The organism is Ruegeria spongiae (assembly GCF_023502395.1).
Classification (GTDB): domain Bacteria; phylum Pseudomonadota; class Alphaproteobacteria; order Rhodobacterales; family Rhodobacteraceae; genus Ruegeria_C; species Ruegeria_C spongiae.
The window spans coordinates 107,245-119,872 of record NZ_JAMFMB010000013.1; the positions used below are offsets into that span (position 1 = coordinate 107,245).

Annotated in this window: 12 protein-coding genes; 4 read left to right on the forward strand and 8 right to left on the reverse strand. The window is 57.2% G+C overall.

Going from position 1 to position 12,628, the window contains the following annotated elements:
• Positions 1 to 268 precede the first annotated feature (268 nt).
• From M3P21_RS11890 to M3P21_RS11915, 6 genes are read right to left on the reverse strand one after another with little or no spacing between them, the layout of a single operon-like run.
• Complete coding sequence (locus tag M3P21_RS11890; RefSeq protein WP_249710223.1) at positions 269 to 772, reverse strand: molybdopterin dinucleotide binding domain-containing protein; 504 nt, start codon at positions 770 to 772, stop codon at positions 269 to 271.
• Positions 769 to 996 carry a rhodanese-like domain-containing protein gene (locus M3P21_RS11895; RefSeq protein WP_249710224.1) on the reverse strand — a complete coding sequence of 76 codons (228 nt, stop codon included), beginning with the start codon at positions 994 to 996 and terminating at the stop codon, positions 769 to 771. The genes M3P21_RS11890 and M3P21_RS11895 overlap by 4 nt, the downstream gene beginning before the upstream one ends.
• Positions 997 to 1,041: 45 nt before the next feature.
• Positions 1,042 to 1,185 carry a hypothetical protein gene (locus M3P21_RS11900; protein ID WP_249710225.1) on the reverse strand — a complete coding sequence of 48 codons (144 nt, stop codon included), beginning with the start codon at positions 1,183 to 1,185 and terminating at the stop codon, positions 1,042 to 1,044.
• Between the two features lie 56 nt (positions 1,186 to 1,241).
• The gene (locus tag M3P21_RS11905; RefSeq protein ID WP_249710226.1) at positions 1,242 to 1,706 is read right to left on the reverse strand and encodes a CoA-binding protein; all 465 of its coding nucleotides are present in this window, start codon (positions 1,704 to 1,706) and stop codon (positions 1,242 to 1,244) included.
• A 3-nt stretch (positions 1,707 to 1,709) separates the two neighbouring features.
• Positions 1,710 to 2,075, reverse strand: a complete 366-nt coding sequence (locus tag M3P21_RS11910; RefSeq protein ID WP_249710227.1) for a 2Fe-2S iron-sulfur cluster-binding protein — start codon at positions 2,073 to 2,075, stop codon at positions 1,710 to 1,712.
• Entirely contained in the window at positions 2,072 to 3,427 is a 1,356-nt protein-coding gene (locus tag M3P21_RS11915) for a selenium-binding family protein (protein WP_249710228.1), read from the reverse strand. The genes M3P21_RS11910 and M3P21_RS11915 overlap by 4 nt, the downstream gene beginning before the upstream one ends.
• A gap of 263 nt (positions 3,428 to 3,690) precedes the next feature.
• Between M3P21_RS11915 and M3P21_RS11920 the strand changes: the two genes are divergently transcribed.
• From M3P21_RS11920 to M3P21_RS11935, 4 genes are all read left to right on the forward strand, one after another.
• Entirely contained in the window at positions 3,691 to 4,740 is a 1,050-nt protein-coding gene (locus M3P21_RS11920) for a patatin-like phospholipase family protein (protein WP_249710230.1), read from the forward strand.
• A 274-nt stretch (positions 4,741 to 5,014) separates the two neighbouring features.
• Positions 5,015 to 6,040 (forward strand): catalase, encoded by a 1,026-nt coding sequence (locus M3P21_RS11925; RefSeq protein WP_249710231.1) that lies wholly within the window; start codon positions 5,015 to 5,017, stop codon positions 6,038 to 6,040.
• A 3-nt stretch (positions 6,041 to 6,043) separates the two neighbouring features.
• Positions 6,044 to 6,760, forward strand: coding sequence for a hypothetical protein (locus M3P21_RS11930; RefSeq protein WP_249710233.1), 717 nt, complete (start codon positions 6,044 to 6,046; stop codon positions 6,758 to 6,760).
• Positions 6,757 to 8,154, forward strand: a complete 1,398-nt coding sequence (locus M3P21_RS11935) for a hypothetical protein (RefSeq protein ID WP_249710235.1) — start codon at positions 6,757 to 6,759, stop codon at positions 8,152 to 8,154. The genes M3P21_RS11930 and M3P21_RS11935 overlap by 4 nt, the downstream gene beginning before the upstream one ends.
• On the opposite strand, the gene M3P21_RS11940 is transcribed toward M3P21_RS11935, so the two are convergent.
• Positions 8,151 to 11,363: an ATP-binding protein gene (locus M3P21_RS11940; RefSeq protein ID WP_249710236.1), complete on the reverse strand. Its 3,213-nt coding sequence runs from the start codon at positions 11,361 to 11,363 to the stop codon at positions 8,151 to 8,153. The two genes, M3P21_RS11935 and M3P21_RS11940, sit on opposite strands and share 4 nt — an antisense overlap.
• A 136-nt stretch (positions 11,364 to 11,499) precedes the next feature.
• Positions 11,500 to 12,628: SMP-30/gluconolactonase/LRE family protein (locus M3P21_RS11945; protein WP_249710237.1), on the reverse strand; the 1,129-nt coding region annotated here is incomplete at its 5' end.

Sequence of the window (12,628 nt, forward strand, 5' to 3'; positions counted from 1 at the left end):
CGCTGAATCAGACCGCCCGCGGTGTTTTTCGGGCTGTACCCTTCTCTTACCTGACACAGTAATCACATCAAAGGGTCGTTGAAGCTTTTGTGATTTGGGCAGAGCCCAAAGTTGGACCTTGTTGCCTGGACCGTCTCGTCGCGGTGTTTTCGGTGCCTCCTCTTGCGCAGCTGACCTGAGACCCGACTTCCCTCCATCCTTTGGGAGAAGCCGTTGGGGCGGTGTCGCCCGCCCGCCGACTCTTCCCAACTTCGAGGAACGCCTTCGACTAAGAGTAATACAGCCTTTCGGCAAGACAGGCACCACGCGCGTTGTGAAGGCGCACGTTCTGTCCGTCGCACTGGTTGCGGGCGGCGGCATCTTCGGGATGCATCGTCACCGGCTCGCTTCCATTGGGACGATCCGCGCGGCTGACTGGTCCGTGGTCAAGCTGGCTGTGCAGCTTGTTATGCGGCTGGTTGAAGATCATGTGCAACTGAACTGGCCCGGCGCGGCCCAGCCACTCGACCGGCTCCATCCACGCGGGATGATCGGGACACTCTTCATAGTCAAAAAACGCGATGGTCTCGGAGTAGATTTCGATCTTTCCGGGCGGCGTATCCAGCGGGTTCGAAGCAAGGTCGCCAAGCACATCGGCAATGTAGTGGCCAAAGGGGGCGGGGCCGGGGCCTTCCTCGAAGGCGCGAAGACCCACGACCCGACCGTGTTGGGCCTCTAGCCGATAAGTTCTCCAATGGGCGCTTGCAAGAAGGTTGCGATCATGGTGTTTCATGGTTGGTCCCGCTCGGAAAGCTCGACAGCCAAGGACCAGCCTGCTTTTATCCAGGCAGCGATACAGCCTGCAAGGATTGCGACCGGGGCAAGGCCTATCGCTGTTGCCACCAGCGCGGCCAATGCCGAGCGGCCACCGGAGGCGCAGTAGAAGATGTAGGTCTTGTCCTTATTGAACGCCGGCATGTGAGCCGGGCTTTCAGGATTGATGTGGAATTCCATCATGCCGCGAGCGGAGGTTGCAGTGCCCGGAATGGTACCGGAATTGGCCTAATCAGTACCGTCGCACAGATCGACAAAGACATGTGCACCGCTGATCACAAGGGCAAGTGCGTCTTCGACACTGATGGCGGGGGCCGCAGCCAGCGCGGCCTTGACGATGTCCTTTGAAGAGCGGGTGATCGGCAGGGCCATTGGAGTTTCTTGTTGGCGCAGCGCGGTGACACAACAGGCGGCAATCAGCCGTCATGTCAAATCTGGAGATCGAGCCTTGGCTTCCAGAACGGTCTGAACAATTCGATCTTGGGACAGCGGTTCATGACGACTTTCAGCCCGGCCTCTTCGGCCATTGCTGCGGCGCGGTCGTCATAAACGCCGATCTGGCCCCAAAGCACTTTGGCGCCTATGGCGATGGCCTGTTCCGCGAACCCGTAAAACTCCTCTTTCGGGCGAAAAACCTCGACCATGTCGACGGGTCGGTCGATGTCCTCGAGCGCATGATAGACCTTGATGCCGCGAATATCGGTGAGTTTCGGGTTCGGATTGACCGGGATCATGTCGTATCCGGTTTCGTGCAACACCCGCAGCACGCCATAGCTGAATTTGGTCTTGTCGGCGCTGGCGCCCACCATGGCGATGGTTTTGACCGATTTCAGGATGTCGGCCAGATAGGCCGGGTCATAGTCATAGAGATCGTCCAATGCGGTGGCGGGCATGGTTCAATGTTCCTCCGGTGTGGCAATATCCGCTTTCAGCTCGTGCGGCTTCAGGGGATCGAGGAAAGGGTTGCGATACAGCTTGTCGTGGCATTCGACGCCGATCTCAAGCGTGATGTCGGTGACGGGCCGCGCAACGCACAGAATGACATAGCCGTCATTGACCTGACGGTTGTTGAGCGCCACCTGCCGCCGCTGATCCACCTGTCCTGCGGTCAGCTTCGCCGCACAGGTGATGCAGCCGCCGTATTTGCAGCCATAAGGCAGATCGATGCCGTGGTCGCGCAGCGCCTCCAGCAGGGGGCGGCGGGCATCAACCTCATAGCTGGCGTTGTTGCGGTTGGCCAAAGTTACAACACGGGTGGTCATAGCCAGATATCGCTTGTGCAGTCTCCACCGGGATAGCGCGCCTCGTGGCAGCGGCTTGGCCCGTTCGGTTCCTTGCCAAAATCGACGATGAAATCGGGATTGAGCGTCATGCCGCCGTTCTCGGGATCGCAGTCGATCATCACCATGACCCCGCCGCGTTCGCGAATTTCAGGATAGAACTGGTTGTCCCAGGTGGAAAACAGCGAGGTTGTGACATAGAGCCGCCGGCCGTCGAGCGAAAGCTGGAACATCTGTGGCCCACCGGCGATGGTCACGCCATTGACCACCGGAGCACGTCCCAGAAGCCCGCCCATCCAGACCTGTCCTGTCAGAACCGGATTGTGCGGATCACTGATGTCATACTGGCGCATGTCGCCATGAAGCCAGTTATTGAGATAGAGGTATTTGTCATCCATCGACACCAGGATCGCCGACATCACGCCAGGGACAGGGATCGGCCAATCGGGATGCGGCTCGTTTTCCACGTCGATAATCTTCTCCCACTGCCATTTGTCCGCACCGTCCTTCCACCAATGAATGACGTTGGAACTGAGCGCCGCGCCGCAGAACCCATGCGTGCTGTCGGGGTCATGATGAAACTTGACCTCAAGTGGGATGAGGCCATCCTCGCCCAGATACATGCTTTCAATCGGTTCGCGTTTCTCGAAATCCCAGAAATGCAATTCGCGCCCGTATTTCAGATGGCCAACCTCTTCCAGATCAAACCCCGGCATGAAGGTGTTGGGGGCCGCCCATTCGGAACTGACCATGACGTTGTGGCGCGGCTGGTACCAGAAGTCATAACCGAATTTGATCGCACCCATCGAGTTTTCCCAACGCCCGACGATCTCGAAATCCTTGTTCAGATGAAGATAGCCGCCCGGTGCCTCGCCTTTGGCGTCGCCGAGAAACGAGATGATGATTTCGGATCCCAGGCAATGCACCGTATGCGGGCCGCTGAGATCGGCCTTGGCCCTGATCTCTGCCCCGTCGATTACCTTGTGCAGGCGCGGGGCACGTGGGTCGGAGGCGGTATCCACGATATGCAGGTTGTTTGACCGCACACCCGGCAGGATCAGGTATTTGCGGGACATGGACCCGTCATCGAAACAGGACGAACAGGCGTTCCACCCCATATGATGCAACTCGTCGCCGATGCCCGGCATCTCGAGCCGATGGATCACCTGGCTGTATGTCGGGCTTTCCGGGTCCACATCCACGGTCGCCAGGTAATCCGGCTTTTGAATGCCTGTCCCGGTGTAGATCGCGATCGTGTAGAGCAGCTTTTCTCGCGGCGCTCTGATCGCTTCTGCCGGCGACGCATATCCCGGTCCGCAGCAGTCCGATGTCATGGCCATCTCCTTCTTTGGGTCACAAGGTCATCTGTGAGCTCGGCAATGACCAATCCAATTTGTTTGTCTGCCCATCCAATTTCCTATGCGTTGCCCTACGGGTCAACGATTTTGACATTCAGCCGGGTGGCATGGCCAGCCTCGCTCAGGAGTTGATCCAGCATCGTCACCTCGCCGGGCGCGCGCAGCCGCTCCAAACCGATCTTTGATTTCTGCCCGATCAGCCGTACCCTGAGTAATATGAGGTTAACCGGGGGTCTCAGATGGCATTCAAGCTGGTTTCCTGCGACGGAGGGGGGATCAGGGGATATCTGACGTGTTTGATCCTTCAGAGCCTTCAGGAAGAAACCCGTTTTCTGGATCGGGCAGACGGCTTTGCCGGCACCTCGACCGGTGGGTTGATTGCGGTGTCGTTGGCGGACGGAAGGTCTCAGGGCAAGGACATGTCCAGCCTGCTTGATGACCTGCTTACGGTATATCGCGACGACGCAGAGATGATATTCCGCGAGAACGACCGCACGCTGGCTGGCAAGGTGTTCGATCAAATTCTGAAAAGATGCGGATGGAGCGGCGGACCCGGCATCACGGCGGCGCAATTTTCGGCGGATGGTCTTTTGGAGACCGGAGAACGGCTTGTTGGCGACCGAACCATCGGGTCTATATCCAAGGATCTTGTGTTGGCGGTGACGACTGTCTGTTTGCATCTGAGCGAGCGGGTCGGCTGGGCCCCCTTTACCCTGACAAATCATAACACCGGCACCGGGCCCTGGCTGGACATGCATACGGTCAAGCTGGTCGATATCGCCATGGCGACCTCTGCGGCACCAACCTATTTCCCACCGCATCGCATCACGGCAGGGGGTGTTGATTATGGGTATTTCGCGGACGGAGGCATGTTTGCAAACAATCCGGTCTTGAACGGAATCAATGTGGCGATTGCTGCGAAACGGGCAGAAAGTCTGGAGGACATCGAAGCCGTATCAATAGGAACGGGGCAACAACCAATCGAGGTCTCAGAGTCCACTTTCAAAAGGCCCGAAGATTGGGGGATGCTCAAATGGTTTGGCGTTACCTCCGACATGCCAACCGGTGCGCTGCTTGATCTGGGTCTGACAACATCAGCCGAAAACCAGTACTGGATCGCGCATCTGGTTCTGAAAGAGCGGCTCGCGCGCCTGAACCCGCCACTCTCAAAGGTCGTTGGTCTGGCGACTGTTGAGCCAGAGAGTTTCACCCTGATGGAGGAGGCATTTCAAACTTGCAAAGAGAGTGCGCAATGGGCGCATACGGTGACCATGCTTAAGAATTGGTAACGTTCGCTGAACGTTGCAATGGCGAGCGAAACGAGGTCGCCGGGACAAATCCAGATCTTTTCGAACGGGTGTTTTCACTCGGAGTGCCAACGGATTTCACCAGACAACGCGCGTTGAGCCGGACAGGTTCTTGTTAATATATTCTTGACACAGTTTGGCGGCGGGTCGCAGTCTGTTGGCGAGGGGTTTGCATTCTCGCGGACATGGTCGCGCGACATGCGTTTTGCAAAGTATCTGTTTTTTCTAATCTTTTTCTGGCACGCTGGGGATATTGATGGACGATCCTAAACTTGTTGAAGACATTGTTCATGCGCTTGATATCGAAGGCGGCAGTACCGAGCGACGACCGGTCCACACAATTGGTGTTGGTGCCACTGGTGTTTTTGAGGCGTCGCCGGTTGCGAAGAATTACTGTACCGCCGCGCATTTTCAGCCATCCAAAAAGCCGCTGGATGTGGCTGTTCGGTTTTCCAACGGCATGGGTCTGGTTGAAGAGCATGATGGCTGGTCGGATGTTCGCGGCATGGCAGTGCGGTTCAAGCTGAGCGATGACAGGGCCACCGATCTCATTTCAATGACGCTGCCGGTGTTTTTTGCACCGACACCCGATACTTTTTTGCAGTTTGCGCTCGCGGCGCGCCCAAAGGAATGCCATCGCGAAACCCCTTGGCAAAAGATTTGCGATTTCCTCAAGCTGCAATTGCCGATGCCCGACCCTTATCCGGGACAGGAAACGCGCCCCAACGAAGGGGCCACAGAATTTGCCGACAAACATGCCTATGCCCAGCCAGCGGTCCTCCAGGCATCGATTATCGGGGCGCCGGTGAGCTATGTTCGGGCGTCCTACCACGCTGTTCACACTTTTATCGTGACCGCACCGGATGGCACCGACCGCTGGGTTCGGTTCAACTGGCAGCCAATAGCCGGCGTCCTCAACACAAACCCGCTGGAACCACCAGTGGACATCTACCTGAAGGAAGATCTTGAGAAACGGCTTGCAGCCGGCATCGAGCGGTTTTCGCTTATGATGACCATTGGTGAAACAGGCGATGACTTCGACGATCCGACGAAACAATGGCCGCCGCATCGCAAGCGGGTGATGATGGGCCTTCTGACGCTCAAGGAGGTGCCTGAGGATCAGCAGACACATTGCGAGGATCTGAGCTTCAACCCGTGGCTCCTGACCGATGGCATAAGAGCGTCCGAAGATCCCGTGCTGAAGATCCGCAAGCAAGTCTATGAATTTTCAAGCAACCGGCGAGGGGGCATTCCTTGCCCGTTCAGCCGGACGGAGGGCTAGAGCATGAGTGATGATGGCGGATGGCTCAACAGATACATAAACAGCCTGCCCGAACGGGGCTGGTTCCAGTTTCTGTCCAAATATGTGGTGGTTCCCTACTGGGTCTGGCGTGATCCCAAACCGAAATTGCCGGGGGGGCCGCGGCCGTCGTCGCAGCCCAGTGACAATGTGCAGCGCATGATGAACCTCTTGATGCCCCTCAAAGATACATCGCCCATAGGTCGCGCCAAGGCGGTTATGGCGCTTGCGCAAAACGTGGATGAGATTTTCTCGGGTCTCGACAATGTCGGGACGGTCCATTCGGCGCGGTTTCTGCTGGTCGAAGACTATGTCTGCATGATCTCGGTCTATGATGGGGATTTCAGCAATTACATCCGTGATTTCATCGCGACCATCGGCAGTGTTTTTGACGATCTCATGCATCTGGTAGAGGGGGGAGAGGCGCTTTACCCCTGCGAAGATCACGTCGAGGAATTCATCGACTGGGTCAAGGCGCATGATCTGTTTCAGGCCCCCGATTACGCGATCAATTTGTTTCATGTGCAGGATGCACAAGCGGATCGACCAGCTGACGCGCCCCCTCATGAACTCATGTCGCTGCCGCGCGAATTGATCCTGCAGCTCCATAGCAATCGCAATATTTCACTGGGCGGCGGTTATCGCGGCTATCCCGGGTTTTCGGCCGCGCAGGTGCGCGACAAGTTGGGAGTGGGCTGGTGAGTGCTGCATTTGATCCCGAAGAACTGCAGGGCAACATCCTGCGTGGTTATCGCAACAATCTGGTGCGCTACATTGTTCTCGAAGTCTCTGACCGGGCAAAGGCACGGCAGTTTCTGGCGGCGTCCGCCGATGGCACCAGCAGCGAGATTCCGGCAATAACACGTTCGGCGAATTGGAAGGAAAAGCCCAAGGTCTGCTTCAATATCGGCGTGACATTTGAAGGCCTGCGCGCGCTGGGGACTACCAACCGTGATCTTGACAGCTTTCCGTTGGAATACGCCGAAGGCATGGCAAAGCGCGCGATCAAACTCGGCGACGTCGATGAAAGCGCGCCCGGGCAATGGCCCGCACCCTTCGATGAGCCTGGCCGGATACACATCATTGCGTCGGTTTATGCAGACGAGGAACACTACCTTGATCAGGCCGAGGCGCAGGTGGCAAAGGCGTTCACCGTTCTGGGCGTGCGAAACGGGCGCAACCTGCCCGACAGCAAGGTGTTTTTTGGCTATGTTGACAGCATCTCGCAGCCCAGGTTCCGCCATGTCTTCGATCCCGCGCAGGTCAAGGTGGATGAACCCAAAGATCCACTGGGAACGGTCTTGCTGGGACACCCGACGCATTTCGAGGGGATGTTGTTCAGTATTCCTCAACCTGATGTTCTGGGCCGCAACGGGGCCTTCAATGCCTTCCGTGTGTTGCAGCAGGATGCGAAGGGATTTGAGGATTACCTCGACAAGGCGGCCACGGAATTGCTTGATCATCCCAAGGGTGACCTCCTGCTGGCGCCCGAAGATGAAAAGCGTGTCGGAGAGGATCTGGATCGCCATGGCGCGTTGCGCGAGGTCGTTGCCGCGCAGATGTGCGGTCGCTGGCGCAACGGGGTCCCCTACGAACTGTCCCCCGATGCGCAATGGCCTGCGGATGCGGTTTCGCTGACCAATTATAGTTATACCCGCGCGTCTCGCTGCCCGGCCGGCGCTCATATGCGTCGGGTCAATCCGCGAGGCGGTCCCATCGTTCAGCGCGTCGCCAATTATTCAAGGAGGCTGGTGCGTCGGGGCATGTCATATGGCCCCGATTTCGACCCTGCAAACCGGGACAGTGCAGAGCGCGGCTTGCTGGGGAATTTCATCGGCGCGAATTACGGCGCGCAATTTGAAGCGGTTGTTTGCGATTGGCTGAACTTCGGGTTGCAGGATCCCGAAATCACCGGCACGAACGATCCTTTGCTCGGGGCCAATGTGCCTGAAACAAGCGCGTTCGAACTGACGCTGAAAGACGGCGGTCGCATTCGGCTGAACGGTTTCCCACGTTTCGTCAAAACGCGTGGCGGTGCCTATACCTTTCTTCCGAGCCTTCCGGCGATCCGGTACCTGTCGCAACTTTCGGATTAGGTTGAAGGGGTTGGTCCCGCCCAGGCGTCCAGCTCTTCCAGGGCGCCCTCAATTCTCGTGAGCATGGGCGATGTTCCTGTCGGTTCTATCAGGCGATGGGCGGTCATCAGATGCCCAACCGCCTGCTCATTCTTTTTCTTGAGCTTGTACAGAAGGCCAAGGATCATCTCTCCCCGGGCGAAATAGTGCCCGTCAGGGTCGAATTGCGTATTCTTGCGCACTTTCTCAATCAGCGAGATAATCCGTTTTTTGCCAAACAGCATGACGCCCGCGAGCGATCCGAAATTGCGCATCAAGACACCAAACGAGGCATCACCCTCACCCGTCAGAATCTGCAGATACACTTCGCTGAGAAACAGGCGGTTCCAGTCCGCCGCGATCTGCGCGCCCTCGGATTCGCGACGTTCGATGGTCGCCTTTATCTGTTGCAGACCCTCGCTCACGCGGCCTTCCATTGCCAGAGCGACACCAAGCATTGTCTGGGGAACACCAGCGAAGAGAAGCCAGCCATTGGTTTCACACATATCGACGTAGCTTTGCACGGCCTCGCGGGCGCCGGGTCGCTCAAGCGGAACAAGCGCGGCCACTCTGGAGGATTCTGCAATGGCCATCTCAAACTCGGCGCGTGAAAGCCGGTGCGCTTCTTCGGACAATTCAAGCGCGGTCTGGTGGTCGTCGGTGACGACCGCGATAAGCGCTTTCATGGCGGTTCCATATCCAAGCGCGCGCGGATCATTGTTCTTTTCGCCATCCGCCACCATACGCGCTGCAGTTTCTCGGGCCTTGATGACCCGGCCACGCGTCAACTCGTTCCACCCCAGCGTCGCGAAAAAGAAGTTTTGCAGATAGGCGTCGTCGAACTTGGTCAATGCAGCTTCGACTTCGGCTGTCTTGGCTGCGAACTCGGCGTTGGACAGCGGTGCGCAATAGATCCCGACCGACAGTTCATTGACCATCGCGTAGGCAATAGATTTCGGATCTCCGACGCGCTTCGCCATCTCGGTAAGGTCCCGTTGCACACCGAGCGCTTCAAGAAACCGGCTGTTGCAGACAAGACAGGACACATAATGATGCAAGTACAGAACGTGGTCGCTGTTGTCGCCGATCTCGTTCAGGATCGGCCTGACCCGCGGGGCCAGTTCAATCATGGTCATGACGTCCAGAGAGATGTTTGAACACAGCGCATAATTGGCCAGAAAATTGGCAAAAGCCTCGTCGCTGGCGCAAGTCGGGTCCTGTTCATATAACACCAGAGCATCGGCGAAATATTGGTTTGCCTGATCATGTGAAAACACGCCAAGGCTCTTGGCCCCGGCAAGCGCGCTGTATTCAAAGGCCAGATCGGTGCGCGGTGTCTGCATGTAGTGATGGGCGAGTGTCTCGGCTGCTTCGGGAAGCCGGTTGGCGTTGCGTATCTCCAACGCTGCAGCGATTGCGAGATGCAGCTCAGATCGCCGGTTCGCAACCAGACTTCTGTAAACAGTGTCGCGCAGCAAGACGTGCTTGAACATGTAGTCAGAAGAATCGGGCTTGCGAAACACGATATCAAGCGCCTGCAGCCGTTGCAGCGCCGCGCCGGTTTCGTCGGCCTGTTCGGCAACCATCGACAGAAGCCCTGGATCGAACTCTCGGCCAATGGCGGCGGCAGCCTGCAAAAGCGCGCGATCCTGTGGCTGAAGCTGCTCGATGCGCGCAGAGAGAAGGCTTTGCATACTTGCCGGCAATTCATCATCGTCAAGCTGGTTCTCATAAACCGCCTGACCCTGTTCCACCCGCAGCGTGCCCTTCTCGGTCAGAAAGCTCAGGATCTCTTCACCAAAAAGCGGGTTACCACCCGAGCGTTCGACCACCTCTTTGATCAACGCATCCGGCAGAGAGTCAATCTTCAGTCGGGATTGAACAAGATGATGGATATCTCCTTCGGTCAATGGCTTGAGCTTCAGGGTCGAAACCGATGGGTTGTCTTTCCATCCCGGAGTGTATTCTGGACGATGGGTGTTCAGGATCAGCAAATTATCCAGTTCGCCGATCTCAACCAGTTTGGACATCATCGTTTCCGATGCGCCGTCAATCCAATGGGTATCTTCGACCAAAAGCACAACCCGCCCCAATTGGCATTGCGCCTTCAGAAGTGCAGGCAGCAGATCGCGTGTTCGCAAACCGATCAACACACCGTCGAGACCATCCAGCGTCCCTTCAGGCGGTTTCAGCCCCAGCAGGTTCATCAAAAGTCCGAGATTTTCGGGCGTATCCTGCCCGGCACGCTGCAGCCCCTCCTGCAACTTCGACGCAATCTCGGCCGGGTCGTCATCTTGATTGATGCCAAACGAGCTGCGCACAACCTCAAGAAATGGAAAGAACGGCACCTGTTGACCGTCTGTGGTGCAATGCCCTGTCAGAATGACGGTTTCTTCAGCCTTCGCCCGGTCCAGAAACTCGTAGACGAGGCGTGTTTTGCCGAGCCCCGGTTCGGCAACAAGATCGACCACCCGCATTCCGTCGCGCGTCTGGTCCAGCGCCCCTGAAAGTGAGGATAATTCGAGGTCGCGTCCCACATACGGGCTTAGACCGCGCGCGCGCGACGCATCAAAGCGCGTGGCACCTTCGCGGATCGACTGCACCTGCCATAGCTTTTGCTGCTTGGCCACGCCTTTGATCTGATGCTCGCCCTCAAAGCTCAGATCGACCAGCCATTCGACAAGCCTTCGCGTGGTGTCGCAGATCAGGCAGCCGCCTTCGGGCGCCAGCGACTGAATGCGGGCCGCGAGATTGACGCTGTTGCCGACTGCCGTCATTTGCCCGTCTGCGCCTTCAACCGCAGCCATGACCACGGAACCAGAGCTGACGCCAACGCGCATGATCGGCCGCACACCGAACCGGTCCTCGATACCATCCCCAGAGGCGGTGAACAGAGCCTGGATCGCCATGGCTGCCTTGCAGGCTCTTAACCCGGCATCTTCCAACGCATCGGGAATGCCAAATACGGCCATGATGCTGTCACCTGCAAACCCCCGGATGACACCGCCATGTTCCTCTATGACACCGGACAGCATGCCATAGATCATACTGGTAAAATGAGCGGTGGTTTCCGCGCCCAGCTGTTCCACAATGGGTGTGTAACCCACCATGTCGGTAAAAAGCACCGAAACCAGACGACGCTCGCCGAGCCTTGGTGACGATGTGTCTGTGATTTTGGCGTTGTTCTTCATTGCGGTAGATGCATAACACGACAAATACCGCGCGGGCTACTGTTTGCGGCACCTGACTTTCAATTGCCAATTCACAACAGGTTCAATCACGCGACACATAGCGTCGCGCGCAATGGTAGACTCTGCCTCCTGGCCCTCAGGCGGTGAAATTTAGCTTGAGTCCCGGTCGCGGCCAGCGTGTTTTGTAGATCTTGCCGGTGCTCGACGCGGTGATCCACACATCCCGCAGATCTGCACCACCGAAACAGAGATTGGTCGTGAAAAGGTCGGGCACAGCCAGATGCTCTGTTGATCCATCCGCGCTGAAGACGGTGATGCCACCGTTAAAGATCGTGCCGACGCATACACGCCCATCTGCCTCGACTTTCAGACTGTCGAGCCATTGATAGCCCGGAAGGGTCTGAACCACATTGCCCGGTGTTTGCGGGATTTGTCCTGGTTGCAATTCACCGGGTCCGGCAATGTCCATGACCCAAAGCCGTCCGAACACCGTGTCCGAGACAAAGAGCTTCTTGCCATCCGGTGAAAGTCCGACACCGTTGGCCGTCGGCACAGTTGCCGCATGTTTCAGGGTCTTGCCATCGATCGTCGCGTAATAGACCGCACCGTACTCGCTGGTTGTCGCATGCTGCATTCCCGTATCGGTAAACCAGAAGCCACCCGCCGCATCAAAAACGATGTCGTCAGGCGCAATAAGATGATCTCCCCGAGATTTCCCATAAAGCTCGGTGACTTCTTTGGTCTTCAGATCAACGCGCTGGATCGAACCTCCGATGTAGTCCGGTCGCTCGGAGTCCGGGATCGTAATGCGATCGGGGCCATACTTAATGAAGGTGTAGACGCCACCATTGTTGCAGACATAGGCCGCGCCATCGGGTCCGATCGCCACGCCATTTGGCCCACCCGGAAGCGTTGCGATGGGGTCAAGCGACTTGTCGGGCATCAACTGCATGAGTTTCTTGTTTTTGATATCGACAAACAAAACAGAGCCGTCGTCCATTGCAACCGGGCCTTCTGGAAAGCCCAGACCGCTCGCAACTTCTTCCAAGTTCAGTGACATCCGGTCGCTCCTTAAGCAAATAAATTCAGAAATGGTATTCGCATGAAAGGCGGCTTCCAGATCTTGGCAGAGCCGCAGGGCAGGCAAGTCCTCCAACGCCTTCTCATGAAGGCAGCTTAGCCGGACCCTGACAACCTCGCAACGGAGCGCGTCGAACTGTCGGGCTTGGGTGGTTCGTGTCCGAAAATCAGCGGGCGACGTTTGC